This is a genomic window from Fibrisoma montanum (genome assembly GCF_003583365.1).
Classification (GTDB): domain Bacteria; phylum Bacteroidota; class Bacteroidia; order Cytophagales; family Spirosomataceae; genus Fibrisoma; species Fibrisoma montanum.
This window is the reverse complement of sequence record NZ_QXED01000004.1, coordinates 700,742-727,038: the sequence shown is the minus strand read 5'-3', so window position 1 is coordinate 727,038 and position 26,297 is coordinate 700,742. Positions and strand designations below refer to the sequence as shown.

The 26,297-nt window shown below is 55.3% G+C and carries 19 protein-coding genes; 10 read left to right on the top strand and 9 right to left on the bottom strand.

Annotation, left to right across the window (positions count from 1 at the left end; genetic code table 11):
- From DYU11_RS16960 to DYU11_RS16935, 6 genes are all read right to left on the bottom strand, one after another.
- A partial coding sequence (locus tag DYU11_RS16960) for an SdrD B-like domain-containing protein (protein ID WP_119668873.1) occupies positions 1-1,420 on the bottom strand: 1,420 nt, incomplete at its 3' end.
- A 1,023-nt stretch (positions 1,421-2,443) separates the two neighbouring features.
- Positions 2,444-5,689, bottom strand: coding sequence for a hypothetical protein (locus DYU11_RS16955; RefSeq protein ID WP_119668872.1), 3,246 nt, complete (start codon positions 5,687-5,689; stop codon positions 2,444-2,446).
- Positions 5,690-5,722: 33 nt separating this feature from the next.
- Complete coding sequence (locus tag DYU11_RS16950; RefSeq protein ID WP_119668871.1) at positions 5,723-6,787, bottom strand: NAD(P)/FAD-dependent oxidoreductase; 1,065 nt, start codon at positions 6,785-6,787, stop codon at positions 5,723-5,725.
- 30 nt (positions 6,788-6,817) lie between these two features.
- Complete coding sequence (gene cmk / locus DYU11_RS16945) at positions 6,818-7,528, bottom strand: (d)CMP kinase (RefSeq protein WP_119668870.1); 711 nt, start codon at positions 7,526-7,528, stop codon at positions 6,818-6,820.
- Positions 7,529-7,613: 85 nt separating this feature from the next.
- Positions 7,614-8,195: a GNAT family N-acetyltransferase gene (locus DYU11_RS16940; RefSeq protein ID WP_119668869.1), complete on the bottom strand. Its 582-nt coding sequence runs from the start codon at positions 8,193-8,195 to the stop codon at positions 7,614-7,616.
- Positions 8,196-8,225: 30 nt separating this feature from the next.
- On the bottom strand, positions 8,226-8,807 hold the full coding sequence (locus DYU11_RS16935) for a LutC/YkgG family protein (protein ID WP_119668868.1): 582 nt from the start codon (positions 8,805-8,807) through the stop codon (positions 8,226-8,228).
- A 151-nt stretch (positions 8,808-8,958) separates the two neighbouring features.
- On the opposite strand from DYU11_RS16935, the gene DYU11_RS16930 reads away from it, so the two are divergent.
- The 10 genes from DYU11_RS16930 to DYU11_RS16885 all read left to right on the top strand — a co-directional run bounded on the left by DYU11_RS16930 (position 8,959) and on the right by DYU11_RS16885 (position 22,239).
- Positions 8,959-11,169 carry a TonB-dependent receptor gene (locus DYU11_RS16930; RefSeq protein ID WP_119668867.1) on the top strand — a complete coding sequence of 737 codons (2,211 nt, stop codon included), beginning with the start codon at positions 8,959-8,961 and terminating at the stop codon, positions 11,167-11,169.
- Between the two features lie 79 nt (positions 11,170-11,248).
- A complete protein-coding gene (locus DYU11_RS16925; RefSeq protein WP_119668866.1) occupies positions 11,249-11,914 on the top strand; it encodes a hypothetical protein in 666 nt (221 codons plus the stop codon).
- Positions 11,915-12,021: 107 nt separating this feature from the next.
- Positions 12,022-13,497 carry a histidine kinase gene (locus tag DYU11_RS16920; protein ID WP_119668865.1) on the top strand — a complete coding sequence of 492 codons (1,476 nt, stop codon included), beginning with the start codon at positions 12,022-12,024 and terminating at the stop codon, positions 13,495-13,497.
- A 15-nt stretch (positions 13,498-13,512) separates the two neighbouring features.
- Complete coding sequence (locus DYU11_RS16915; RefSeq protein ID WP_119668864.1) at positions 13,513-14,292, top strand: LytR/AlgR family response regulator transcription factor; 780 nt, start codon at positions 13,513-13,515, stop codon at positions 14,290-14,292.
- An 11-nt stretch (positions 14,293-14,303) separates the two neighbouring features.
- Positions 14,304-14,528 (top strand): hypothetical protein, encoded by a 225-nt coding sequence (locus tag DYU11_RS16910; RefSeq protein ID WP_119668863.1) that lies wholly within the window; start codon positions 14,304-14,306, stop codon positions 14,526-14,528.
- A gap of 114 nt (positions 14,529-14,642) precedes the next feature.
- A complete protein-coding gene (locus tag DYU11_RS16905) occupies positions 14,643-16,601 on the top strand; it encodes a CocE/NonD family hydrolase (protein WP_119668862.1) in 1,959 nt (652 codons plus the stop codon).
- A gap of 264 nt (positions 16,602-16,865) precedes the next feature.
- Positions 16,866-17,210, top strand: a complete 345-nt coding sequence (locus DYU11_RS16900; protein ID WP_119668861.1) for a hypothetical protein — start codon at positions 16,866-16,868, stop codon at positions 17,208-17,210.
- A 184-nt stretch (positions 17,211-17,394) separates the two neighbouring features.
- Positions 17,395-18,729, top strand: coding sequence for a cryptochrome/photolyase family protein (locus DYU11_RS16895; protein ID WP_119668860.1), 1,335 nt, complete (start codon positions 17,395-17,397; stop codon positions 18,727-18,729).
- A gap of 117 nt (positions 18,730-18,846) precedes the next feature.
- Complete coding sequence (locus DYU11_RS16890) at positions 18,847-21,204, top strand: TonB-dependent receptor (RefSeq protein ID WP_119668859.1); 2,358 nt, start codon at positions 18,847-18,849, stop codon at positions 21,202-21,204.
- Positions 21,205-21,207: 3 nt separating this feature from the next.
- Positions 21,208-22,239, top strand: coding sequence for a DUF4249 domain-containing protein (locus DYU11_RS16885; RefSeq protein ID WP_119668858.1), 1,032 nt, complete (start codon positions 21,208-21,210; stop codon positions 22,237-22,239).
- 7 nt (positions 22,240-22,246) lie between these two features.
- On the opposite strand, the gene DYU11_RS16880 is transcribed toward DYU11_RS16885, so the two are convergent.
- The 3 genes from DYU11_RS16880 to DYU11_RS16870 all read right to left on the bottom strand — a co-directional run bounded on the left by DYU11_RS16880 (position 22,247) and on the right by DYU11_RS16870 (position 26,125).
- Complete coding sequence (locus DYU11_RS16880; protein WP_374755993.1) at positions 22,247-23,365, bottom strand: lytic transglycosylase domain-containing protein; 1,119 nt, start codon at positions 23,363-23,365, stop codon at positions 22,247-22,249.
- Positions 23,366-23,661: 296 nt separating this feature from the next.
- Positions 23,662-24,714, bottom strand: a complete 1,053-nt coding sequence (locus DYU11_RS16875; RefSeq protein ID WP_310589480.1) for a lytic transglycosylase domain-containing protein — start codon at positions 24,712-24,714, stop codon at positions 23,662-23,664.
- A 358-nt stretch (positions 24,715-25,072) separates the two neighbouring features.
- Positions 25,073-26,125 carry a lytic transglycosylase domain-containing protein gene (locus tag DYU11_RS16870; RefSeq protein WP_119668906.1) on the bottom strand — a complete coding sequence of 351 codons (1,053 nt, stop codon included), beginning with the start codon at positions 26,123-26,125 and terminating at the stop codon, positions 25,073-25,075.
- Positions 26,126-26,297 lie beyond the last annotated feature (172 nt).

The window sequence follows — 26,297 nt, the reverse complement described above, 5'->3', positions numbered from 1 at the left end:
CATTGATGGGGTCACTATCTAAGCTGTCATCCCCGCCCACATTTGGTGTAGAGGCCGTGAAGTTGGCAGGAGCCGTGAAGCTCACCGAGTAAGGCACGCCCGGCGTCAGGCCCGTGAAGCTGTAGACACCGTCAGCGCCCGTCACCACACTGGCCAGGGCCGTGCCGTTGCTCACCAAGGTCACCGTCACCGAGGCCAGACCCGTCTCAGCCGCATCCTGCAGCCCATCGCGGTTGGCATCGACGAAGACCTTGTCACCCAGTGAGGCCGGGCGGAAGAAGCCTGCGTCCACCGTCAGGTTGCTCTCGTTAGCCGCCAAAGTGTAGCTGGTCGTAAGACCCGTGATGGGGTCAGCGTCCGAGTCGGTAGCGTCCGGGCCGGTATTAGCTACGGTGGCCGTGTAGCCCGTCGGGGCCGCGAAGCTTACTGAATACGGTACAGTTGGAATCAGGCCCGTGAAGCTATAGACGCCACTGGCATTTGTAGTTACGGTGGCCACTAACGTAGTGCTTTCAAACAACGAAACACTAACACCCGGAATGCCCGGTTCTCCGTTATCCTGCTGGCCGTTGGCGTTGCTGTCTTCAAACACCAGATTACCCAGGCTCGCCAATGGTCCTGGGATAACTTCTATATCACAACAATTAAGTGCCGGGCACCCATTAGAGAATGTGGCGGTAAATCGATACGTACCCGGACTCTTAATTGTAATTGAATTGTCAGGATTGACAACGGCGGAGTCGGCCGGAACATTGGCCGCTACGTTCTCATTGTTCCGGAACCAGATTACGTTCTGGAAACCGGCGGGAATGGTCGCTGTAAATTCTTCTCCCGCGTATATATATAAAGGTACCGAGAAGCAAACGGCTTCGTAATCATCCTCCTGGATGTTGTCGTTGCCCGGTTGCGAATCAATATCGGTACCATCGGCGGCAAATACCTGCGCGGTGTTGAACCAAACGCCCCGCTGCAGGACAGTAGCTGTAATCACAAGCACAGCCGAATCATTCTGGGCGATGGCGCCTACGTTCCAGAGCTTCGTGGTGGCGTTATAAGCACCTCCCCCCCGTATGACGGACGAGTTGATGAAGGCTACAGCGCCTTCCGGCAGGCTGTCTTTGACCACTACGTTGGTTGCCCCGGCCGATCCGGCTGCGTTTCGAACAACCACCGTATATGAAACAACGTCGTTAAGTTGAGGCTTGGCATTGCTGACCGCCGATCGAATACTCAGGTCGACAGTTCCGGACTGAGCCTGGGCCGAAACGGCAATAAACCCTACGAGGAGGGTTGTCAATACGGTTATAGCGCGTTGGGTAAAGTTGCCCAGTACTATGCCCGGATGAGCATAGGCCATTGCCCAGGATAACAGCCTGCCGACGTTGGCACTACGCATGCCCCGCTTCGTCGCCGGATTCATGGCAGAATCCGGTCGGGTTGCTGGTCGGCTGGTAGTTACAAGAAAGGATTGGCTTCGTAAAAGTTGCTCATCCATTGGAGTTGATAATAAATTTGTACTGGTCGCTGTCTGATTGATAAGTGAATTGGAAGGGCCTGCTCTGTATCTTCCGGGTGGCTCCCCGTCGGACTCAACGGATCGCCCGCGTGCGGAAGGCGGATTGACTAAAGCTGGTGATATCGGCCGATCTGCGGATGCAGATGACTGGCAGGTTGAATCGGATCTGTATACGTATGCACTCCTGCCCAGTAGTTGCAGGACGTAGTGAGCCAATCGGCAGGCAAAAAAAGAAAGCCGATTGGATTGGGCTGTAACAGCAACGGCTTCTTGTCCGGGTTTCCGGCCGGTATTGATTGCAAGAAGATTAGCTCGAAGCGTAGAAGTTACTTTCATCTGCAACTGAATTAGGGGTGGAAATGCAAAGCCGCCCAGTTCGCATCAACCATACGGCGGGCCGCTAAACCGAGCGTGTACTACGTTCAGTTCAAGCTGGCCCTAACAGCAGCTTTGACTTCTTTAGAAAATATCGAAAACTATGCCAATTAGCATCTGTGCTGTCTGTCAAGCCCCCAATAAGAGTCAACCAGTTAACAGTCAACTGATTATGGGCTTAGACAATGGGGCCAGGATCATATGGATATCCGGTCGTTGGAGCGATGGATAAATCGCACAAATGATCAAGTATGCAAAAGAGAGTTAGCGAAAATTATGCCAACTGCGACTTTACATTAACCCAGAAACAGTTACAGATTTTTGTGCGCTCCGTAAAACGAACCAGACGCCCTGTGCAGGGGCTTTGAGCGCAAAAAGAGAGAGAATGTGCCGAACGGCAAGGTATTGAAAAAAGCTGATAGCCGCTTTGTTAGCGCAAATGTACAAGCGCAAATTACAATTCCAAACGAATAGGATCATTTATTAATCATAGCAAAAAAGCACCTGGGTTCAGGTGCTTTTTTGCTATGATTAATCGTACAGAAAACAAGCTTAGAAATCGTATCCCAAGGTCAGGTAAGCGATGGGCCTGCTGACAACACGGTTCTCAAGGCCCCAGCCGTAGTCAAACTTGACGAAATAGCCGAACAGCATGGTCCGGGCTCCCGCACCGTATCCGATCAGGAATGGATTTTTGAAGTTGGTAACCGTAGCCCGGAACGGAATGCGCGGATCACCGACGACTTCAGTATTCAGGCTGTTCTGCTGGCTAAATGGCCCTCTTCCCGTCCAGGCAGCCCCGATGTCCGTAAACGCCACCAGTTGCAGATTACGCAGGAAGTTCGACGTAATGTTGCCCCGGTACAAATACCGCACCAAAGGCAGCCGCAGCTCGCCGTTGAATAGCAGGTGGCTGTTGCCCGTCAGTTTTCCCTGGCGGAAACCGCGCAATGGAGCCGCAAAATCCAGGAAGAACACATCGCGGTAATCGTCCCGCGTTTCAGATTGCAGATTCAACGGGTTCGTTGCTACGTTTTCTTTCTGCGCACCAATCCAGTTTTCCATACCGCCCAGCGTGCTCTGCTTCGGCGATGGCCCTCCCGACTGGCTGAAAGACATGCGCAGGGCCAGCACCAGGTCACGGTGAATCTTTTGGTAATGACGCAGATCAAGCGTTAACCGACGGAACCCTTCCGAAGACTGCCGCAAACCGGCATATTCTTCAAAGCGGGCTTTCATCCGGGTACCGATGATCATGTTCATGCCGTTCACCTTGGTGTTATCAAATACAAACTCGCCCCGCAGACCAGCATAGTCGGACGTACGATCCGGGTTGTTGATATACGAGAGATCAATCAGGCGGGTGATGGCGTAGAACGGCGATATGGTAAAGCGGCTGTTGACTGACAAGGGATACGATGCCGATAACGCAAACCGGTTGTAGCGGTATTTCTGACTCAATCCTCCATTGTCGACAAACAGAGTCTGCCGGTCAACGCGGGCACCGAAATCAATCCGGTTGGTCAGCTTGTGATACTCAGCAAACAGATCGCTGTTGCGCAGGGTCGTCGTAATGAACAGCCCGGCCCGCAATACGTGGTTTTCGAGCAGATCGTTCATCGTTATATCCTGCGCGTAACCGAAGCCCCGAATGGGATCAATCCGCCAGGACGATGCCGCATCGCTGGCCACGAACAACCCTTTGTAATCAAATGGTCCGCGAATGGTGATGTTCTCCCGGCGACGGTTACGCGGAGGAGCCACCGTCAGACCCGGCAGCGCTGTAGTAGCACTCCGGCGCTGCCGGTACTCCGACGACCGTAGTACGTCAGGATCAAACCGGTAGTTGTCGGTATCGACCTCACCGGGCTCCAGAGCCAGCCCTTTTTCGGGATCAGGCGACAGGGTGCCCGATGGGCGACGAGCCACCGTAGAATCAGCCCGGCGGGGGGTTGAATCAGCTTGGGGCGTTACCGCAGCCTGGGCCTTTGGTGCCGCAACCAGTCCGGTACTGATGCTGCGCTGGGTTGGCGGGTTCTGAACGGTCTGGTTCAGGTTCAGTTCCGACCGGAACCCAATGTATTCATCGCCGTTGCTGAGGCTGCTGTATACAAACCCCTGGTTCGATGGAATCAAATCATACATCCGAATACTCTGCGGCAGGGCAGTTACCGGGCGGACGGCCTTCGTCAGGGTGTCGAGCCGGTACAGGTTGCGGATGCCGTTGACATCGTTCAGAAAATAGACTATGGCCTCGTCGGCGGCAATGGCCTGCGTTGCATTGATGAGCGAGTCGGTAAGCCGGGCCAGCGATAATTCACGCGCACTGCCCTCGTGCCGGAAAAGACTCAGGCGGTCCTTGATCGTACGATACGTACCTTTATCGACCCCGAGCGAGTCCTGAAGCCGGTTCGACGAGAAAATAACGTTACGGGCTGTCCGGCCGACAAACGACGGATATAAGTCGTCGTAGAGATCGTTGGTGATCTGCTGGTACGTACCCCGGTTGATATTAAACAGGAACAGATCGTTCTGGCCCCGGCGATCGGCACTCAGAATCAGGCTGCCGCCGTCTTCCGAAGCATCGACTGCGACCACCTGAGACAGGCCATTGATCGGCCGTCTGAACTGCAGGCGGGGCTTTTTCCGATCGAATTCGGAGAACTTATACAGGTTCGTCTTGCCGTTTTCATCAACAATGATAATCAGGTCATTCCCTTTCTGCCAGGCCACCAGCGGGGTGCTTGTCCGGGCCGCCTGACCATCGAGCCGGTAACCGCCCGACAGCACTGTTGTTGTTTTACGGTTGGTCGTATTAACCACCTCAACACTATACTTACCGTCCCGCAGCGTACCGTAGGCAATAAACTGCTTGTCGGGGCTTAGCTTAAGGCTGGTCAGCAGGAGCTTTCCGTCCGATGAGCTGAGCTTGATCCGGAAATCATCATTTCCGCCCGGGTAGGATGGCCGAATGGCGTTGGCCATACCGGCGTAGTATTCACGCCATTCGCGCAGGAACCGGCTGTAGGGAATCCCCAGCGTGCTGGAAATGCTGCTTTGCTCGTTGCGGATGATACGCGTCAGGTTCAGAATGTTCGATACGTTGTCGCGACCGTATTTCTGTACAATGTAGTTCCAGATCGAATGACCGACCCGTTCGGCTTCGGCCCCCGACAGCAGCGACGGTTTTTTGACCGGCCGATTCAGCGCCACATCACGCATGTAATCATCCAGTTCTACGCTGTTGCCCTCGGCAATGTACGAGGCAATACCGGGCATGAACCAATCGGGCAGGGTGAGCAGCAATGAACTTTGAAGCGCATCTTTTAAACTGCCGCCATACAGCATGTCGTAGACAAACAGCATCGAGATGTCATGAATGATCTGCCGCCGGAAGCTTACCTGATCGCCGGTGAAGGCAATCTCTACCCGCGACTTTGACAGGTCCACCTCCTGGCTGCTCAGGCCACCCTGGACATTCAGACCGATGTTGCTTTGTGCCAGCTCCTGCGGGGAGTTGAACAGGAAGATCTTGATCCGGTTGTAGGGCGTATAACCGAGCAGTTCGGTGATCCGATCAAACTCTGACTCAGCGTACTGAGCCGTCAGGTTGGCAATCTGGTTCCCGTCCTGATAATAGTAGATTTCGAAATTCGACGTCCGGATGATTTTCCAGTCGAATTTCCGGTACTGAATACGATTCTTTCCGAACCGCTCAAGCGATGGGTAATTCTGCGCCGTGGCCAGACTTACCCCCCCCAGCCACAGTCCTAACAGAAGTATGTATTGATTTCGCATACGAAGCTTGCCAACACCAAAAAATTTGAACTTTTATGCACGGTAATATAACGAAAGATGTCGGCTAATATTCGCTTCCGTATCTAAATCTTCGCCGGCTAACAGGTAGTCTGCGAACTGATTAGCCAGATAAGGCGCCAGCGAAACGCCCTTGGTTCCCATTCCGCCAAAAATACCGACGCCCGGCAATTCGGGGTGCAGTCCAACGAACGGTCGCCGATCTTTGGTCGATGGCCGGATACCGGCCTGCTGACTTACTACCTGATACGGTACGCGCAGAATATCACGCACTTTCGTCTCTAAAAACTGCCGACCGGTCTCGGTTGTTTGCCAATCGAGGTCATGCCAGGTATATGTAGCACCAATTTTTACTAAACCCTCCTGAATGGGCAGAATAAACAAGCCTTGATTGACTATATCTTTGATAGGATAATCCTCAACAAGAGCCGTCAGAATCTGTCCTTTCACGGGATTATACGGCAACCACGCAAATAACGGATTCTCGCGGGCCTGTACTCCGTCGCAGAATAGCACTTTACCGATCGAACGCCCCTCCCATGCCACTGTTTCCGACTTGATTATCAAATCTGTGGCCCTGATGCTGGCGTCGACGTATTGACCTTTATTGATAAAATAAGTCCTGATGCTTTTAACGAACTCACTTAAATCGACCCAGCCGGCCTGGGTAACAGCAAGCCCACCGAATGAGTTGTTGATGTAAGCGCTATAAGACTCATTGTCAACCGCTTGTTTGATATAAGGCTGAACGGCAGGCTCAGCCGTGAGGGCCAGATAATCGTTCTGCTCTTCGATTGACCGGAACGGCCGGTAGATATCACGGGCGTGAAAAAAGCGGGCACCCAGCTTTTGCTCAATGTCGGTGTAGAAGTGATGCAGGAACGGGAAGAGCTGATCGGCCCGCCAGGTCCGGACCAGCTTTCGGCCCGTGAGGGGGTTGACGATGCCGGCGGCCACCGCCGAAGCCGACGGCAGGGTCGGATCGTCGGCCAGCCAGACCGAACAGCCCCGCTGGTCGAGGGTCCAGGCCAGCACGGAACCAGCCACGCCCTGCCCAACGATCAGATAATCGATAGTCATACCGGATGTGTTACGAGAAGGCGATGTAGCCTATTCCTGACTGAAATGTCCTTCGCGGTGAAGTTCGGAGATTCGCCGGTCGGCCTGCTGAATAACCCAGTCGACCTGCTCCTCAATGGTCATGTGCGACGTATCGAGCAGGGTCGCGTCGGGTGCCTGTACCAGCGGGCTTTCGGCGCGGGTCGTGTCGATGCGGTCGCGCTTTTCAATGTTTTTAATAATGTCCTCCAGATTGACCAATTCGCCTTTTTCCAGAAGTTCGCGCTGGCGTCGCTGGGCGCGGATGTAGGTATCGGCGGTCATGAATACTTTCACTTCGGCGTCAGGGAATACCTTGGTACCGATGTCGCGGCCGTCCATGACGACCCCCCGCCGGCGGCCCATCTTCTTTTGCTGCGCCACCATTGCCCGGCGCACTTCCGGTATGGCACTAACCTCGCTGACGATGTTGGAGATGTACATCTTCCGAATTTCCTCCTCCACATTCAGGCCGTTCAGGCAGGTTTCGTTCCGGCCGGTACGTTGGTTGAAATTAAACGTAATGTGAATGTTTTCAAGGGCTGCGACTACCTCCTTGGGATTGGAAAACGCTACGTGCTCCTGGGTAAAGAACAAACTCACTGCGCGGTACATAGCCCCCGTATCAATGTAGCCGTATCCCATGCGGGCGGCTACGGCTTTCGCGGTCGTGCTTTTCCCGCAACTGGAGTATCCGTCTATTGCAATGACTATTTTAGACATGAAGTCAGACCACCGAAGTGGCAAAATTTGCGCAAGATAGCCACAAAAATAAGGTTTCCCCAACCGAAAAGGAACTAGCCGGGTGTTACGCCCGGGGCAGTCCCGTCAGGTCAATGTGCTCTTCCCGCAGCATGGCAAAGATGTGTTCGTCGAGGTAGTGATTGTTTTTTATCGCAGCTTTACGGTGAATGGCTTCGTGGCGATACCCGGCCGCTTCCAGCACCCGCATGGAGCCGATATTCTGTTCGAGTACGCAGGCAAAAATCCGGTTGACCTGAAAATTCCGAAAAATGTAATTTGTCATCACCGGCACAGCCTCCGACATAATGCCCCGGCCCCAGTACTCTTCGCCCAGCCAGTAGCCAATTTCGGCGTTGTAGCGGTAGATGTCGTCTTTCACCGTAAAGCCAATATTACCGACTGCCTGCCCGTCGACGTCAATGGCCAGGTTGTTCGGCATCTGCTGCGATTTGTTGGAACGCACCCACGAATGAGCATCGCGGGGGGTGTAGGGATACGGAAAAAAATCGCGAACATTGTTCCAGATCCGGCGGTTGCTGGCGTGTTTCGACAAAGATTCTTCATCGCCTTCGCGCCAGGGGCGGAGCCGACAGGCTGACAACTGAAACGTGATCAAGGTTGTAGTTTTTGGCGAATCGTAAGTCATATCGACAGTAACAAGGTACACTCGTAAATGTTACCATAATATGACGGTCAGGCTGCGGGCACCGTGCGCACCGATTACCAGCGACTGTTCGATGTCGGCAGTTTTCGACGGCCCCGCAATAAAAACGCCGTAGCTAAGCCCTCCGCGGTCCATCTGCTGGTAAGCTGCGTGCATATTTGGAAGCAGCGCGTCCTGCCGAACAATCAAGAGCAGGTGCTGGGTAATGAACGGCAGCGCCCGGTGCAGCATGTTGGCTTCCGGCACCCAGATAGCCGCATTCTCGGCTACGGCAAACTCCCCCTGCAGCACCGCCAGATCGATTTGTTCGAGCGTGACTTTATCCGTATTGGCATCGATCGGGATCAGGTCAATCCCGGGGACGGGCACCGATGAAGCGACCCGACCCGGCTCCGGAAACCGCCGACGTATCAGATCGCCGAGGGAATCGCTGGGCGAAGCCACCAGTAACTGACCTCCAATGAACGCCAGCGCATCCTGAAATCGCCCCAGCCGGTCGTCGTCACCAAAGGTGAAGGCTGGTAGAACAGGCATCGGTTTTTCGTCGGGTTTGTTCTGCCGAACGCGGGCCAACAGTTGATCGCGGGTTGTCATTGGAGTTGTGTTTTGCGAACCAATACTACGATTAAATTCATCGTTCCGCAATCCTGGTTTATCCTGCTTTTTTCCGGCATTCGTCAGAAAAGCCGGGCTTCCGGCTCATCAAGCCAATAGCTTTGACTCACCAAGTCAACGCACCAGGGCCATGAAGCTTTTTTTACGCCTTCCTTCTTTTTTAACAACCGTACTGATCGGGCTTAGTCTGTCGGCGTCGGCTCAGACGGTCGTCAGCGGCCGGGTTACCGATCAGCGGGGCCGTGCCCTGCCGGGAGCCAACGTTTTTCTGCGCGGCACCTACGACGGCGCAACGACCGATACGACCGGCGCTTTCCGCTTCTCTACCACCCGCCGGGACACTGCTACCCTGCTCATTACGTACGTCGGCTACGAGTCGTTCGTCCGGTCGATTACCCTGCAACCAGAACGTACGTCGATTACCGTGAAACTGACCGAACTGGCCAATGAACTGAACACCGTCGTGATTACGGCCGGGGCCTTCGAAGCCTCCGACGAAAAAAAGATGACCATGCTGAAGCCGATGGATATCGTCACAACGGCCGGAGCCGCAGCCGACATTACGGCGGCCATGAACCTGCTGCCGGGGGCGCAGCGCGTGGGTGAGCAGGAAGGGGTGTTCGTTCGGGGCGGATCGAACCTGGAAACGAAAGTCGTAATCGACGGTATGATCGTGCAGAACCCATTTTTCAGCTCCCTACCCGATGTACAGTCGCGGGGGCGGTTTCAGCCGTTCATGTTCAAGGGTACGTCGTTCAGCACGGGCGGCTACTCGGCCCAGTACGGCCAGGCCCTGTCGTCGGTACTGCTGCTGAACACCGTCGACAAGAACAGCAGCAACGGTCTGGGTCTCAGCCTGAATCTGGCAAACGCCGGCCTCAGCTACGATCATTCGACCGCCAATTCTTCCCTCTCGGCAACCGGCTACTACGGTAACCTGAAGCCGCTGTTCGCGCTCGTGCGGCAGAACCTCGACTGGACCCGCGAGCCGGAGTTTGCGGGATCGTCGCTGACGTACCGCCTGAAGCCCAGCAAGACCGGCATGCTGAAGTTTTACGGCATGTATTCGGATAGCCGGCTGGGCATGAACGTCCGCGATCCGGGCGCGGCTACGGTCGGCAACGAAACCGGGCTGATCAACCTGCGGCAACACAACCGCAACGCGTTCACGACCAGTACGTATGCCGATAGCTGGGGCGAGGGTCGCTGGCTGCTGAACACCGGTTTCTCGTACAGCTACGACACCGACGCCACGACGTACGACACCGAGGACTTTAGCCGGTCGAGTGAGCGGGCGCAGGCACGGGCTGTTATCACCCGGCTGCTGGGCGGCAACAGTTCGATTCTGTTCGGCGCCGAAGCGCATACGCTTACCCTGAAAAACGCCGTGTCGGGTGTAGACTACAGCCTGCGCGACAACTACGGTGCTGCTTTTGTGGAGTCGCAGTTTTACGTCAGTCGCAACCTGGCCTTTCAGCCGGGCATCCGGGCCGAATACTCGTCGGTGATCGGGCGGGTTAACCTGGCACCCCGCTTGTCGCTGGCGTACAAGACCGGGGTATTCAGTCAGGTATCGCTGGCCTACGGGCAGTTCTATCAGACACCGGATTATCGTTACCTCTATCGCAACACCGACCTGAACTTCGAGCGGGCCGACCACCTGATTCTGAACTACCAGATTATTCGCAACAAGCGTACGTTCCGGGCCGAAGCCTTCTACAAGAACTACGCGGCCCTGGTGCGGGAGTTTACGGGTACCCCCTACGACGCTAACCCGTACCGGTTTCCGTGGGGTCGCACCGACAACAGCGGCCACGGCTACGCCCAAGGGTTTGATCTGTTCTGGCGCGATCAGAAAACGGTGAAAGGCCTCGACTACTGGGTAACGTACAGCTACGTGGATACGAAGCGGTTGTTCCAGCAGTTTAACGTAGTGGCAACTCCAACCTTCGTTTCAAACCATAACGTCAGCCTGATTACCAAGCGGTTCTTCGAAAAAATCAGCACGAACATCAGTCTGACCTACACGTTCACCAGCGGTCGGCCGTACTACAACCCCAACCGCCCGACTGATTCCGAGCGTGAGTTCCTGAGCGACCGCACCCCGGCGGTCAATAACGTGAGTTTTTCGGCCAGCCACATCCTGCGGGCCAAAGGCAACCTGATCGTGCTGTACGCATCGGTGGATAACCTGCTCAACAGCCGGAACATCTTTACGTACCGCTATACGGCGGACCGCACTACCCGATACGCCGTGGGGCCGCAGACGTACCGGAGTTTCTTTGTCGGTGGCCTGATTATGCTGTCGAAAAAAGCGAAAGTCGATGTAAATCAATTGTAGCCTCCCGGCCAGGCTCCAGCCTAGCCCAATTATAAACTACTAAAGGCCATGCTGGAGCCTGGCCAGGACAATCAAAACCATGAAAACGTTCATTACCTCCGCCCTCATCCTGTTTATTATCAACGTAGTACCCGCCCAGGCCCAGTCGACTGGATCCGACCAATACAAACAGGCTATGACCGAAGCCCTGAGCAGGATGAAAACTCAAAGCGAGAAAACGCCCGTTCCGGACATGCTGGCTATGGCCAATCAGTTTGAGCGCATTGCCGGGGTGGAAACCAAAGAGTGGCTACCCCGGTATTACGCCGGTCTGATATACGTGTACCTGGGTTTTATGGGGAAAGATGAAGCCGAGAAAGACAAGTTTCTGGATCAGGCCGACGCTCATTTGAAAGCAGCCCTCGCCCTGGCCCCCGACAACGACGAACTGGCGGTCCTGAAAGCCTATATCGCTCAATCCCGGATGGTAGTTGATCCCGCAAACCGCTGGCAGCAATACGGTCCGCTGTTTCAGTCGGGCGTTGAAAAAGCCAAGTCGTTGAATCCTAATAATCCGCGCCCCTACGTATTGGAAGGAACCTCACTGATGTACACTCCGGAACAGTTTGGCGGTGGCCCCGGTGCAGCCTGTCCGGTGCTGAAACAGGCCGCCGAGAAATTTGCTACCTTTAAACCAGCCAGCGACCTGCACCCGATGTGGGGCAAAACGCAGATTGAGCCCATGCTGGCGAAATGCCCGAAATAAGGGCGGAGTTCAGTTTACATGTCTCGGTTTACGATTTTCGGTCTGACCATCCCGTACCACTCACCGAAAACCGTAAACCGAACACCGCCCACTGACCAACCGACGAGATGACGCGTGAACAATTAATCGGCACCATCAACAAAAACGGCAGACGGCTGAAAATGCGGGCGTCTGACCTGGCCGGCTTTGATTTTAGCAACCTTGACCTGACGGGAGCCGACCTCCGTTTTTCCAACCTGTCCCGGTCCAACTTCCGCGGGACTATCCTCCGGCAGGCCGACCTGAGTTTCTCTGATCTCAGTGAAGCCGACTTTACCAACGCCGATTTATTTGAGGCAAACCTGAGCTTTAGCGGCCTGGAAGGCACGAACCTGACCGGCGCTAACGTAGAGGGGGCTAAATTCAATTTTTCCGGGCGCAGTACCATCCGGCCGGATCAGTTCCGGCCGGAGCCGATTACGCTGACAACGCTGCTGCAGCGGCCGGGCTGGGGCCTCCTGATCGGTATGAGCCTTGGTGCCCTGCTGAACTATGGTACCAATTCGGTCATCTTTTTTACCAACCTGATCAATTCGACGGAAGACCGGCTTATGGCTGGCCTGTACCGGTACCTGATTATTCAGAACGCACTGGATGGCGCCGTATCATTCATATTGGCCTGGTCGATGCTGACCTGGTTAACCCGCCGGTTCAAAACCGCCTGGATGCGGCACCTCATTATTACCGTTGTCGCACTGGTTGCTTTCTTTACCATCAACAACATCCTCTACACCTTTTTCGGCAAAACGTCCATTCAGCAACTGATGCAGCGGCCGAATTTCGCGTCGGAAAACGCACCCTGGTATTTATACGCCCTTGGCAACGTACTGATCGCCAATACGTTCTTATACATTCTTCAGCAGGGTCGTCAGTTGACCCGTAAGCTGTCCGAGCAGGAGTTCCAGTTGCTGAACCTGGAAAAGATGAAAACCCGGGCCGAACTGGACGCGCTGCAGGCCAAAATTAATCCACATTTCCTGTACAACGCCCTGAACAGCATTGCCAGCCTGGTGCACGAGGACCCCGACAAAGCCGAAGAAATGACGCTCCTGCTGTCGAAGTTATTCCGGTATTCGACCGGCCGCGATGGCGACCTGTTTTCGTCCATTGCCGACGAACTCGAAATGGTTCGCACGTATTTGCAGGTCGAGCAGGTACGTTTTGGCGAGCGCCTGTCGTTCAGCGTATCGATTTCCAACCCGGCCCTGAATGAGCTGCGGCTGCCGCAGTTTCTGTTGCAGCCCATCGTAGAGAACGCCATTAAGCACGGAATTGCCAAGCGTGCCGACTCCGGCCGGATAGATGTCCGGATTTACGAACAGGATGGCTACCTGCATCTCTGCGTCCACGACAATGGCCCCGACTTTGCCGATACGATGAGCGGGGGCTACGGTCTGCGCAGCATTCAGGACAAGCTCAAACTGCTCTACGGCGACGACGCTCAGGTCGAGCTTCAGAATAAACCGCTGAAACAGGTGCTGCTGACGATCCGGATGAGTCGCCTGCAACAGATTCCGTTCCCAACGTCTGCCACTCACCATTAATGCAACGTTTTTACCATGACACTTCCGCTCAGAACCATTCTAATCGACGACGAAGCACTGGCCATCAGCCGGCTTCGGCGACTGCTCGATAAGCACCAGGATACATTTGCGGTGATCGGCGACGCGGCCAACGGAGCCGAAGGGCTGACGCTGATCACCGAACAGCAGCCCGACGTCATTTTTCTGGATATTGAAATGCCCCTGCTCAACGGATTCGAGATGCTCGGCCGCCTGACCGACGTACCGATGGTCGTTTTTGCAACCGCCTACGATCAGTATGCCATCCGCGCCTTTGAGGAAAACTCGGTGGATTACCTGCTGAAACCCATCGAAGCCGACCGACTGGCCCGGACGGCGCAGAAAATCCGGGCGCTGGTTGAACGGAACGAAACCGCTTCGGCCACGAACCCGATGACGGAGAACGTTATGCGTTTGCTGGCTCAGATGCAGCCTAAAAAAGAGATTTACTCGATCTCCGTCAAAACCGGCGAGAAAATCAAGCTGATTCCGCTGTCGGACATCGCTTACTTCGAAGCCGAAGACAAGTACGTTTTTCTGTCGACGGTCGATGGCCAGAAATTTCTGACGACGTACACCATCACGACCCTGGCCGAGAAGTTACCCGATACGTTCGTGCGCGTCAGCCGGTCGGTCCTGGTGAATCGGCTCAAAATCGCGGAGGTTCACCGGCATTTCGACGGTAAGTTCCTGCTGGCCTTAACCGATAAGAAAGCGACAAAACTCACCACCGGCTCCACCTACAGCGAATCCATCCGGCAAATGCTGGAACTGTAAACACCAAGGGTATGAAAGCTTCAACCGAACGCAAACTCATCCGCTGGTTCCACATGCTGGCGAGTGTTCCCATCCTGGGATTCATCTACGGCCCCGTAGCCAGCATCCCGGAAGCCGCTTTTATGACCCGCGTCGTCATCCTGCCGGCAGTCGTACTGTCGGGGCTCTGGTTATGGCTGGGCCACTACGTTCGGCGGTGGAACCGGACCGCACCGACCCGGCGGACAGCGGCATAAAACGGCATCGTGTAGCGCACAGGACGTAGGGCTGTTCGTGTATTTTATACCCGCCAACCGTACGTCCTGTGCGATTTCTGATTTACTTACGGCGCATTTTACCCATCTGCTGCCATGTTCGTTTTCCGACTGCTCCTGACTGCGTTGTCAGTAGTCCTGCTTTCCTCTCCCGGCAACGCCCAGTCGCCGGCCGCTGCCGCCGATTCACTGGTTGTCCGTCAAAACTACACGAAACTGGACCGCCAGATTCCGATGCGCGACGGTACAAAGCTCTACACCGTTATCTACGTACCGACCGATGCCAGTCCCGCCAACCGCTATCCGTTCCTGATGGAGCGGACGCCCTACTCAGCCGGACCGTACGGTGAAACCAATTACCCGAAAACCGGGCCCGGACCCAGCAAAGCGTTATCGCAGGAGAAGTACATATTCGTATTTCAGGATGTGCGTGGCCGCTACATGAGCGAGGGCAATTTTGAGGAAATGACGCCCAGCCTCGACCGGACGAAACCTACCGCTTCGGTAGGCAGGGGAAGAAAATCGACGCTTAAAACCAACGTACCAACGGCCACCGACGAGAGCACTGATACGTACGACACCATCGAGTGGCTGCTCAAAAACATACCGAACAACAACGGCCGCGTTGGACTGATCGGCATTTCCTACCCCGGTTTCTATGCGTCGGCGGCTTTACCCGGTGCCCATCCGGCCCTGAAAGCCGTATCGCCCCAGGCACCCGTAACGGACGAATTCATCGGCGACGACGCGCGGCACAACGGCGCATTCTTCCTGCTCGATAATTTTTCGTTCATGAATTATTTCGACGCACCCCGCAAAGGGCCAGTTGCCGACTATGAACCCATGTTTACCTGGCGCCCGAAGGATGCGTACCAGTTCTTTCTGGACTTAGGGCCGATCAAGCATGCTAACGATCCCCAGTACTTCAATAACAAGGCAAAAATCTGGAATGAGTACCTGCAACACGACACCTACGACGCCTACTGGAAAAGCCGAAACATCCGGCCTCATCTGAAAGCGACCCAACCGGGATCGCAACTGCCCGCTACGCTGGTGGTAGGCGGCTGGTACGATGCGGAGGATCTGTTCGGGACGCTACGGACGTACGAGGCCATCGAGAAACAGAACCCCGGCACCAACAACCGGCTGGTCATGGGTCCCTGGACACACGGTGCCTGGGCGCGCGATGACTGGAGCCTGTTTGGGCCGTTCGCCTTTGGGCAAAACACAGCCAACTACTACCGCGATACGTTTGAAACGCCCTTCTTTGCCTACCACCTCAAAGGCAAAGGCTCATTTACGGCACCGGAGGCCGCCATGTTCGATACGGGCACGAACGAGTGGAAATCATTTGACGCCTGGCCGCCCAAAACCACCACTACCCAGACTCTTTTTCTGGCTCCTCAGGGACAGTTGACAACCACCACCCCGACCGCGGGCGAGTCGTTCGATGAATACGTCAGCGACCCGGCCAAACCAGTGCCGTACACCGACGGTATCTACGCCCGGCGCAATAACCAGTACATGATCGAAGATCAACGCTTTGCGGCTCGCCGACCGGATGTCGTCACGTTTGTCAGCGAACCGTTCGCCGACGACCTGGTGCTGGCCGGCCCGATCAGCGCTAACCTGTTCGTGTCGACAACCGGTACCGACGCCGATTTCATCGTTAAGATCATCGACGTATTGCCGGACAACACACCCAACCCGGCCGAAAACCCCAAAGGACTGACACTGGGTGGGTACCAACGGCTGGTTCGGGCGGAAGTGCTGCGCGGCAAATTCCGCAACTCACTCGAACAACCGGAGCCGTTCAAACCGGGTCAGATAGCCGAGGTTCGCGTTCCGCTGAATGATGCCCTGCACACGTTCCGAAAAGGGCACCGGCTTATGGTACAGGTGCAGCACACGTGGTTTCCGCTGGTGGACCGGAATCCGCAGAAATTTCTGGACATCAGTACGGCCAATGCATCCGATTTTCAGAAGGCTACTATGCGGTTGTATCATGACGCAGCCCACCCGTCGAAAATTGAGTTAACTACGCAAAACAAATAAGTCTCTTAACATTGACGTAACATTTAGGTTTCTATAAATGTGTTGAGTCTACGTATTTCTATGTATTTAAATAACTGACCTTCAACATATTAATACTTCCTTCTATTCTTCATTTGCTTGCTTTAAAGATCCGCCAAAAATTAATATTAACATTTACTTAACATTGTGTTAATATTTTGGTAATATTACAGTAATATAAGTCTGTGCGACTCGAGTGAGGGACTCAGGCAAGTAGGTACGGTTCTTTTAAACACAAATGAAGTCATGAAAAAGTCCCTTTTTCTCTTTACGCTGGTAGGCTTCCTGGCGGTGCAAGCCTACGCTACGCCTACCAATGATCGCAAAACGAAAGCCCCTAAAAATACCTGGGAGCAGCAGTTAGCCAAATACATTCATTACCCTGATGTGCTCCGGCAAACCAAAAGGGGCGGGATTGTGATGATCCAGTTCCGGGTAAATGCCGACAATGAGCTGTGTCAGGTCGAAGTTTTTAGTCAGAATGAACAACTCAATACGGGGCTGATCCAGCAGCTGACCGGTAAGAAAGTTATGATTGCCGCTAACCCGGGCGAGTTGTACACCGTTCGGCTACGTTTTCAGCCGGAATAGTCAATAAGCTGTTTCTAGGATCATAAGCGTTGTTATATCTGGTTGCAGTGTGCACAAAACCCTGTTCAGGCTTGTCCTGACAGGGTTTTTGTCTTTCCAGGGCACGTGAATCAACCCGGCGGTTATCATTGAGCCGGAAATTGTACAAACATTCCGGGCAAACGAGCAGTTAGCCGAATCATCTATGAAGCCATCCGTTACTGCTCACCCCATTTCGCTTGTCTGGCTCCGGCGCGATCTACGATTACATGATAATGCCGCATTGTATTACGCCCTGAAAAGTGGCCGGCCTGTTCTGCCCGTTTTTGTGTACGACCGGCTGATTCTCGATCAGCTGGAGGATCGCGACGACCGCCGGGTTGAATTCATCCACCGGGAAATTCAGACGTTGCAGGATCAGCTCAGCGAAATGGGATCCACGATCATTGCCCGCTACGGACGGCCCATCGACGTCCTCAAACAGATCGTTGAGGAGTTAACGGTTGCCGATGTCTACACCAATTATGACTACGAGGTGTACGCCAAAGAACGCGACGCCGTGGTCAAAGCCATGCTGGCCGAACAGGGTATCGGCTTCCATACCTTCAAGGACCAGGTCATCTTTGACCGCGACGAGGTGCTGACCGGTGGTGGCAAGCCCTACACCGTTTTTACGCCGTATAGCCGCAACTGGATCGGTAAGCTGAACGACTTCTACGTCAAATCGTACCCCACCGAAACGTACTTCGCCAACTTCGCGAAAACGGCCGACCTGGGCGATCATGACTACACAATACCAACGCTGGCCGACATGAATTTCCGGCCGAAGGGCGAATCGTATCCGGTTCCGACGGTCAACGACGACCTGCTGCGGACGTACGAAGAGACGCGCAACTACCCAGCCCAGGCGGGTACCAGCGAACTGGGCATACACCTGCGCTTTGGCACGATCAGCATTCGCGATCTGGTACGTCAGGCGCAGGCCACCAGCGAACGCTTCCTGACCGAACTGGCCTGGCGCGATTTTTATTTCCAGATACTGGATCACTTCCCGCACGTTGAGAAACACGCGTTCCGGCGCGAGTACGAAGATATTCCTTTCCTGAATCGCCCCGACGACATAGAACGCTGGCAGAACGGCGAAACCGGTTACCCAATCGTTGACGCCGGCATGCGGCAGCTCAACGAAACCGGCTGGATGCACAACCGCGTCCGGCTGGTCGTGGCCAGTTTCTGCGTCAAGCACCTGCTCATCGACTGGCGGATCGGCGAAGCGTATTTCGCCCGGAAGCTGCGCGACTACGACCTGGCCGCCAACAACGGCAACTGGCAGTGGATTGCCGGAACGGGCAACGATGCCGCGCCTTACTTCCGGGTGTTCAATCCGGCGGAGCAAGCCCGAAAATTTGACCCAAAAGGTGAATACATCCGGCGGTGGGTGCCCGAATTCGACTCATTGCGGTATTCCCAACCCATCGTCGATCACCCGATGGCCCGCCAACGAGCCATTGACACGTACAAGAAAGCCCTCAATCGCTGAGGGCTTACGGGTCACCCGGGCCGGTATATGCTTCACTCAAAACGGCTCCGGTGGCCTGATTTTCCAACCTTCTTTGTACCTTACGGGTCCTGATTCAGCGTCCTGTTCGTCAACGGTATGAAGTACCTCTTCCCTTTTCTTTTCCTTTTGGCGGTGATCGGCGTACCCCGTGCCTTCGCTCAGCAACGTCTGCAACTGACCATTACCGTACGCGATGCGGCTACGCAAAAGCCGATTCCCAACGCCAGTGTGTTAGTGGCCGAAACGAACGCCGGCGCGCAGGGCGACAGCCTGGGGGTTGTCCGACTGACTCAGCCACCCGGTATACTGACCCTGTACATTTCGGCGGTGGGCTATTTTCGAATCCGCGAAAGCGTTACGCTCAACCGCCCTTCAACCCTTGATTTCTCCCTCAAACCCCGTTCGGTCGATCTCGACGAAGTGGATGTGCGGGCGCAGCGGGAAGACCGCAATATCACCGATGTCCGTATGGGGCAGATCCAGCTCAGCATACCCCAGTTGAAGCGGATGCCGGTGGTGCTGGGCGAACCGGATATTCTGAAAGCGCTGGTATTGCAGGCGGGCGTCACTACCGCCGGCGAAGGAGCCGGTGGCTTCAACGTTCGGGGGGGACGCGCCGATCAGAATCTGGTCCTGCTCGACGGTGCCCCGCTGTTCAACACCTCGCACCTGCTGGGCTTTTACACCAACGTTAGTTCCGACGTGGTGCAGGATGTAAGCCTGAACAAGGGCGCCTTCTCGGCCCAGTATGGTGGCCGGGTATCATCGCTGCTGCTGATGAGCACCCGTAGTGGCGGAACGGACCGCTGGCGGGTGTCGGGCGGAATTAGCCCGGTCAGCGGCCGGGTTGTTGTCGATGGCCCGATCAGTTCTAAGGTCACGCTGCTGGCGGGTGGCCGGATCGCCTTCCCGACCTATATCCTTCGGGCATTCCCGGCGCCAAGCGTTAGAAACAGTCGGGCCTTCTTCTACGACGGTAATCTTAAGCTCACGTTTACGCCCAGCCCGCAGCAAACCATTGCGTTGTCGGCCTACCGCAGCGAAGACAGCTTTCAGTTTCCCGGCGATACGCTCTACGGCTGGCAATCGAACGTGGTGACGGGGCGCTGGAGTTATCTGGTTCAACCCAACCTGCAGGTCAGCCTTCTGGGCCTGTATAGTGGCTACCGGCTCCGGGTCGACGGCGTAACCCCCGGCCTCACGTTCCGGTTTGGCTCCTCGATTGACCAGCGCGAAGGAAAAGCCGACGTGACCTACACCCTGAATCAGAAGCACAAACTTCAGGCGGGGGTTAACGCCATTTTATACCAGGTGCAAACAGGAGAAGTAACGCCGACGGGTGATCAGTCGAGCATCAACCCGCAACGGATTGCGCCGGAGCACGGACGTGAAGGCGGCATCTACGTCAACACCGAATGGGAGCTGACGCCCAGCGTAACCCTACAGGCCGGCCTGCGGTACTCGGTGTATGCGTTTACGGGTCCACGAACCGTGTACAGCTACGCGGGCGACGTACCGCGCTCACCCGAAACCCGTACCGATTCCAGCCGTTTCGGTCGCAGCCAGACCATTCAAACCTACGGCGGCCTGGAGCCAAGGCTGGGTCTGCGGGTGCAGCTAGCCGCTCACACCGCTCTGAAAGCCAGCCTGAGCCGCACACGGCAGTATATCAACCTGGTTTCAAACACTACGGCGATCACCCCCCTCGACTTCTGGAAGCTGAGCGACAGCTACGTTCCACCGCAGATAGCCGATCAGGTATCGGTGGGGCTTTTCCAGAATCTGCGCGACAATGCCATTGAACTGAGTCTGGAAGCGTACTATAAGAAACTGCAGAATCAGATTGAATACCGCTACGGGGCCAACCTGATCCTGAACCCAACGCTGGAAACGGATCTGCTGCGAGCCGAAGGGCGCGCCTACGGCATAGAAGCCGGCATCAGCAAAAACCAGGGCCGCCTGACGGGCCAGTTCAACTACACGTACGCCCGGTCGCTGATTGCCACCCGAACGCCCTTTACCGAACTTCAGATCAATGGCGGAGCCTATTATCCATCCTACATTGACCGGCCGCATACGTTAAACCTGCAGACCCGCTGGCTGCTGCCGCACAACTGGTCGTTCAGCACCAATTTCGTGTATTATACCGGCATTCCGGCTACCTATCCCGATGGCCGCTATACGTATGATGGCGAACCCGTTCAGGACTACTCGCGCCGGAATGCCGACCGGGTTCCCGACTACCACCGACTCGACGTAGCGTTCTCAAAAGACACGCGCTTCAACAAAACCCAGCGCCGATACGGTATCTGGACGCTTGGGCTTTACAACGTGTACGCCCGCAGGAATCCATACTCAATCTATTTCACCCGGACCAATCAGCGTACCCAGGCTTACCGACTGTCTGTATTTGGTACCCTGATACCGTCCATTGCTTACAATTTTTACTTTTGAACGATGCTCCGCTCCGTTGTTTTTTCCTTACTGCTGATCAGTGGGCTCAGCGCCTGCATCGACCCGATTAGTCTCCCCATCCGAAACGAAGACGCGCGTCTGGTTGTCGATGGGCAGATTACCAATGAGGCCCCACCCTACACCGTCCGGCTGACGTACACCACCGGTTTTACGGGCAGCAATACCGTCGACGCCCCGGTACTGCAGGCGGTCGTGTCGCTCAGCGACGATGCCGGCCGAAGCACGACCTTTCAGGAACGCGGCCCGGGCGAGTACGAAACTATTGATCCTGCCTTTCGGGGCGAGGTGGGCCGGAGCTACTCGCTGACGGTTCGGCTCAACGACGGCACCACCTACGTATCGCAACCCGAACGGATGCCCGACGTACCGACGATCGACAGCATTTCGGTGGATGTGGTCAGTGCGCTCAGCAACATGGCAACGCCCTACCGGCTTGCGTATTCCGTGACGACGAGCGATCCGGCTACCGAACGAAACTATTACCGGTGGACGGCTTTTGGCTATACCAATCGCCTGTCGACGGGTGTGCCCTGTAGTCTGGGCAGCCCGGCGCGCTGCAATAACCGCTGCTGGACACCCGTATTCACCGATCAGTTGAATGTTTTCGCGGACGATGCCATCAACGGCAACCCGATCCGAAAGCGCGAAGTCCTGCAGATACCCATTTACACCATCGGGCCGCAGTTGGTAGAAGTGCAGCAGTACGGCCTGACGCAGGCCAACTACCAGTTCTGGAAAGCCTATGAAGATCAAAGCACCCGAACCGGCAGCATATTCGATCCGCTGCCGGCGCCAATCACCGGCAACCTGATCAACGTCAACGATCCAGCCGATCGGGCGCGGGGTTATTTTGCCGTTACGTCTATCACCCGCAAGCGCATTCGGGCGCAGGAATATAACGCTCAGCGGTACCCGGGCTTACTGAGTTTTATCAGCGGCATTATTCTTCCCGAGGGGGATTGTCGGCAGTTTTACGGTCCGGTACCGATCATTGAACCGGAGGGCTGGCGGTGAGTACGTATCAACTGATTTTCCACTGCACCACCCAACCGATTTTCACGACCTTTGGCCTCGGCACTCCGGCCAGGCCCGTGGCCGGATTCATGGCCAGCAACGATAAAGGAATCACCGTTTTGGTGTCAGCCGAAATGGCTTTAGTAGCCCGCAGAAACACCATGCCGTTCGCGTCGATGTCGTCCACAACGGCGTAGAGAGCATCCCCGGCTTTTAATTCATCGTCGCCAATCTGAACGTTTTCGGTCAGCACGAACGTCCAGCTCTGGCCTGTTTTCAAAGCGCCGGGTTTAACCAGTTTCGCGGCTACATCACCTACAAACAGGGGCGCGGCCGGACTATCTTTAAGCAGTTCGGTCAGTACGCTGTCCATGAGTACGGCTTCCCCCCGGCTGGCAGCCAGCGGATTTGTCGGCGCCCGGTCAATGGGAACACCCACCGGCTCGGGTTCATTATCGTTGAGCCAGCCCATACGCCGGGCCTGCTCGCGTTCGCGCTCGTAAGGGTTGTCGTAAAACGCCTGCCGATCCACCCCGTAGATGGGATTGGTGAAGAGCTCCTTCATGGCCAGAATCCGGTAGAGGTAGTAGCCGGTCTCTTCATTCATGGCCATTGAATAATAGTCGCGATTCCCCGTCCGCACCACCTTCCGCTGCACCATACCAACGCCCCCGTTATAAGCAGCCGCCACCAGGGTCCATGACCCCAGTTTCTGGTACAGGAATCGCAGGTATCGGCAGGCGGCTTCGGTCGACTTACGAAGATCCATGCGTTCGTCTTTACCGGGGGCAATGGACAAACCCATGTCGCGGGCGGTTTCGTCCATAAACTGCCAGTAACCAACCGCCCCAGCCACCGAAACTGCATCGGCCTTCCAGGCACTTTCTATTAGCGGCAGGTATTTGAAATCGTTCGGAATGTGGTGTTTGCTCAGAATAGGCTCAATAATTGCGAAAAACGGGGCCGAACGGGCTTTAAGGCCACTGATATGGCGCACGTAACCCGAGTTACCGGCCAGCGCAAAAGCCAGCTTGGCCGACACATCACCCTGCTGAGTCGGTACCATTTCCCCACAAAAATGCAGACGGCCATTGCCGGTAGCGATATGAGGCTGCGCTACCGCCATCCTTCGCGAAGACTTGCCGGGTGATTTTCGAGTGGAGGTCTGCCCCATCACGACCTGAGCGGTCAATGCATGACCAGCCAGTAGTAATGCAGCTAATTTAACGGATACCTTCAAAACTGTTGTCGTTGGTTAAGCCTATAGACAACTACCAAAGCCCGGGGTTTAGTTCATAAGCTGAGTGATTGGCAGTCAGGTCAGACGTACCGTACAGACCTGACTGCCAATCACTCTCTCGTAAGTATGGGTAGGGCAGTTGAGTCTGTACGGTACGTCTGACTCAACTGCCCTACCCATACTTACAAGACTTTCCACGTCAATATCCAACCAGCCTTGATCTGGTCGACGTCGGTTAGTTTAATCCCAATCCGGCCCGTCGATGCATCTACAGCCGCCAGCGCCAGGCTGTACGTCTGCTTTTCGCCCGCCGAATAAAGCCGATCGGCCCGCAAAAACACCTTACCAGTTTTAGAGTCAACATCCTCCACAGTAGCGTAAAGGATGTCACCGGCTTCAACCGCTTTGCCATCCGTCATGCCGTCGCGGGTCAGGTGAAACACCCAGACCTGCCCGCGCTGTAGTCCGGCCGCCTGCGCAAGCCTGGCTTTGATACCGCCCCGGAACACGTCGGCTGCGTTGGGCAGGGGAATGTCCGCGGGTTCTTCGACCACTCCCGATTCACGACTGCCGGAACGTACCGCCCCTTCGACCGCTTCGTCGACAAATCGTTCAGGTAGCAGTATATCCTCCCCGGCTGCGTCGGATTCCGGCGAGACAGGGCGACTCAGACTGGCCAATACCCGGTCGGAAATCAGGCCCTTGTAGGAGTGGTGATTGGAAAACAATTCCTTGAACGCCAGGATTCGGTAGAGATACTTCCCCGTTTCGGCGCTAAGCCGGAGGTAGTAGTAATCGCGTTGCTGCTGCCGGCGAATGTTGCCCAGCAAAGCGCCCAGACCGTTGTTATACGCGGCTGCGGCCAGGGTCCATGACCCTAAACGGGAGTACAGATAATTCAGATACCGGCAGGCGGCTTCGGTCGATTTAACCAGGTCCCGCCGTTCGTCGTGACCGCCCCCGACCCGCAGGCCCAGCTCGCGGGCCGTAGCGGGCATAAACTGCCAGTAACCGGCGGCTCCGCTCGGCGACACGGCATAACCCCGTAGGGCACTTTCGACCAGCGGCAGGTATTTAAAATCGAGGGGTACGTTGTGCTGAGCCAGAATTGGTTCAATAACCGGAAAGAACGTAGCAGCCCGTTGCCGGATTTGATAGAGCAGCTGTTGGTGAGCACTATTGCTGACCAATGCCTTAACGAGGTGCCGCGCCACTTTCTCTTCGTGCAGCGGCACCGACTCCCCGCAAAAATAAACGGGCGGTAAGGCTACTGGTGTTACCGGATCAACCCTGAGAAGCCCGGTACTCTTAGAAGCATATAGCGTTTCATATGAACAATTTAAAGGCTCACACGTAGCCGGAAAACTATTCGATACAACCAATCCGGTTGCCATCGACAGGCAGGCCAACCAATTCATCAATAACGGAACAAGTTAGGTAGGTACTTTCCAGTTAGACGAATTTACAAGTCTACCGTTACACTATACCAATCTTGTCACCATAATTAATGTACTTTTAACAAGACACAGCTTACCCATCGCTACGCCCGAGTGCAGCGATGGGTAAGCTGTGTTTGCAAGAAAATACAGGTAATCAGATCCAATCCCAGAAATGAAGCGGGCGGTGTCCTTCGCCCTTACGAAGCTGCAGGAACCGGGGGCGCCGGAACCGGAGCACCATCATGGCCATTAATTTGGTGATAGGCAGCGCAGCATGTTGCTCGGTGATACCGGCATTTTTCTGATTGAACAACCTGGAAACAGAAGCCAGCCACTGCTGGGTATCCGAAGGAGCTTTAGTCAGCGATTTGTTCGGACGAGGGCCCCAGGTTGGATCAGTGGGCTCGTCGTCGACAAGTTGAACCGTGGGAGCGTCTTTAATTTTAGGCGTTAGCGCCAGGGGTTTACTCCACTTTGGCAGCGGTTTGGTCAGCTGGGCCACTGTGTTTTGTGACAACAGCAGGGCATATTGCCGCGGGTTACTCAATAACTCCTTGTAGGCTAGCACCCGAAACAGGTAGTGACTGGTTTCGCGGTGCAGGCGCAATCGGTAGTAGTTTGAGTGTCCCTGCTGTTCGATCTTGTTCTGAATCCGGGTGATGCCCCCGTTGTAGGCAGCCGCCACCAGCGTCCACGAACCTAAAGCGGCATAGAGCTGGTGCAGGTACCGGCAAACGGCTACCGTCGCTTTTTGCAAATCATACCGCTCATCGACCGTACCATTTACTTTCAGCCCCAGTTCGCGGGCGGTTTCGGGCATGAGCTGCCAATAACCCGATGCCCCTTTCGGCGAAACGCAATCATTGACCAGCGCACTTTCGGCCAGCGGCAGGAACCGGAAGTCACGAGGAATACGGTATTTCCGAAGAATCGGATCGATGATGGGAAAGAAATCAGCCGCCCGTTTCCGCAGGTCAACCAGACACTCGGGCTGTGCGCCGTACGTACGGAGCGTCTGGACCCAACGACGGGCCACACGGGGCTGATCAACGGGCACTTCTTCCCCGCAAAAATAGATTGGGAACACCCGTTTCGAAGAATCCACGACCAGTAGCGCAGGGCTATTTAATCCATTTGACAGGGGGCTCGTCCGACCCGTATCGGCCACCATTTTGGTTGGCCCGGCCACCGGTTTGATGGCAGCCATCAGCAAGGAAAAACCTACTTCTTTAATCAAAACAGAGGTATTTGTTGTGGTACATAGGACAACAAAGCCCGTTAGTTGGAACGGGCTCGTTGTTAATCAGTTTACGAATATACCTGACAATCTGGTACATACCAAATTAAAATCCTATGAATTATCCAATGGCACCCCTCTG

Excerpts from the sequence above, each read along its gene's own strand:
- DYU11_RS16955 (WP_119668872.1), bottom strand. The coding sequence starts at position 5,689 with ATGCGAAATCAATACATACTTCTGTTAGGACTGTGGCTGGGGGGGGTA.
- DYU11_RS16950 (WP_119668871.1), bottom strand. The coding sequence starts at position 6,787 with ATGACTATCGATTATCTGATCGTTGGGCAGGGCGTGGCTGGTTCCGTG.
- cmk (WP_119668870.1), bottom strand. The coding sequence starts at position 7,528 with ATGTCTAAAATAGTCATTGCAATAGACGGATACTCCAGTTGCGGGAAA.
- DYU11_RS16940 (WP_119668869.1), bottom strand. The coding sequence starts at position 8,195 with ATGACTTACGATTCGCCAAAAACTACAACCTTGATCACGTTTCAGTTG.
- DYU11_RS16935 (WP_119668868.1), bottom strand. The coding sequence starts at position 8,807 with ATGACAACCCGCGATCAACTGTTGGCCCGCGTTCGGCAGAACAAACCC.
- DYU11_RS16930 (WP_119668867.1), top strand. The coding sequence starts at position 8,959 with ATGAAGCTTTTTTTACGCCTTCCTTCTTTTTTAACAACCGTACTGATC.
- DYU11_RS16925 (WP_119668866.1), top strand. The coding sequence starts at position 11,249 with ATGAAAACGTTCATTACCTCCGCCCTCATCCTGTTTATTATCAACGTA.
- DYU11_RS16920 (WP_119668865.1), top strand. The coding sequence starts at position 12,022 with ATGACGCGTGAACAATTAATCGGCACCATCAACAAAAACGGCAGACGG.
- DYU11_RS16915 (WP_119668864.1), top strand. The coding sequence starts at position 13,513 with ATGACACTTCCGCTCAGAACCATTCTAATCGACGACGAAGCACTGGCC.
- DYU11_RS16910 (WP_119668863.1), top strand. The coding sequence starts at position 14,304 with ATGAAAGCTTCAACCGAACGCAAACTCATCCGCTGGTTCCACATGCTG.
- DYU11_RS16905 (WP_119668862.1), top strand. The coding sequence starts at position 14,643 with ATGTTCGTTTTCCGACTGCTCCTGACTGCGTTGTCAGTAGTCCTGCTT.
- DYU11_RS16900 (WP_119668861.1), top strand. The coding sequence starts at position 16,866 with ATGAAAAAGTCCCTTTTTCTCTTTACGCTGGTAGGCTTCCTGGCGGTG.
- DYU11_RS16895 (WP_119668860.1), top strand. The coding sequence starts at position 17,395 with ATGAAGCCATCCGTTACTGCTCACCCCATTTCGCTTGTCTGGCTCCGG.
- DYU11_RS16890 (WP_119668859.1), top strand. The coding sequence starts at position 18,847 with ATGAAGTACCTCTTCCCTTTTCTTTTCCTTTTGGCGGTGATCGGCGTA.
- DYU11_RS16885 (WP_119668858.1), top strand. The coding sequence starts at position 21,208 with ATGCTCCGCTCCGTTGTTTTTTCCTTACTGCTGATCAGTGGGCTCAGC.
- DYU11_RS16880 (WP_374755993.1), bottom strand. The coding sequence starts at position 23,365 with ATGGCGGTAGCGCAGCCTCATATCGCTACCGGCAATGGCCGTCTGCAT.
- DYU11_RS16870 (WP_119668906.1), bottom strand. The coding sequence starts at position 26,125 with ATGGCTGCCATCAAACCGGTGGCCGGGCCAACCAAAATGGTGGCCGAT.